This is a genomic window from Embleya hyalina (genome assembly GCF_003967355.1).
In the GTDB taxonomy this organism is placed as follows: Bacteria; Actinomycetota; Actinomycetes; order Streptomycetales; family Streptomycetaceae; genus Embleya; species Embleya hyalina.
The window spans coordinates 1-601 of sequence record NZ_BIFH01000009.1 but is presented as its reverse complement, the minus strand read 5'-3'; the positions used below and the strand labels follow the sequence as shown (position 1 = coordinate 601).

Here is a 601-nt window from a genome sequence, read left to right as displayed (position 1 = left end):
GGTTGTGGCGTCGGACGAGCGACCGGCACTGCCGCGGATGCGCCTGGACGAGTTGTTGGACGAGCTCCAGGCGCACGTGGAGGTGGTGCGTTCGGCCCGGGACCGGGTCAACGGACTGCTGGAGGCCGTGCTGTCCGTGGGCAGCGATCTGGACCTGGAGACCGTGCTCCGGCGCATCGTCGAGTCGGCGGTGTCCCTGGTCGACGCCGAATACGGCGCGCTGGGGGTGATCGGCGACGAGGAACGACTGGCCCGGTTCCTGCCCGTGGGCATGGACCCCGAGACCATCCTGCGCATCGGCCCCTTCCCCACCGGACGCGGCATCCTCGGCCTGATCATCCGCGACCCGCACCCGCTGCGCCTGCACGACCTCACCCAACACCCGGACTCCTTCGGCTTCCCGCCCGGCCACCCGCCCATGAACACCTTCGTCGGGGTGCCCATCCGCATCCGCGACACCGTCTTCGGCAACCTCTACCTGACCGAGAAACGCGGCGGCGCCGACTTCGACGAGGACGACGAGGCCGTCCTGCGCACCCTCGCCGCCGCCGCCGGCGTCGCGATCGACAACGCCCGCCTGTACGACGACGTCCGCCGCCGC

General features: G+C 71.4%; 1 protein-coding gene. It reads left to right on the top strand.

The window, feature by feature from the left end:
• Positions 1-37: 37 nt before the first annotated feature.
• Positions 38-601: GAF domain-containing protein (locus EMA17_RS00045; RefSeq protein WP_246126357.1), on the top strand; the 564-nt coding region annotated here is incomplete at its 3' end.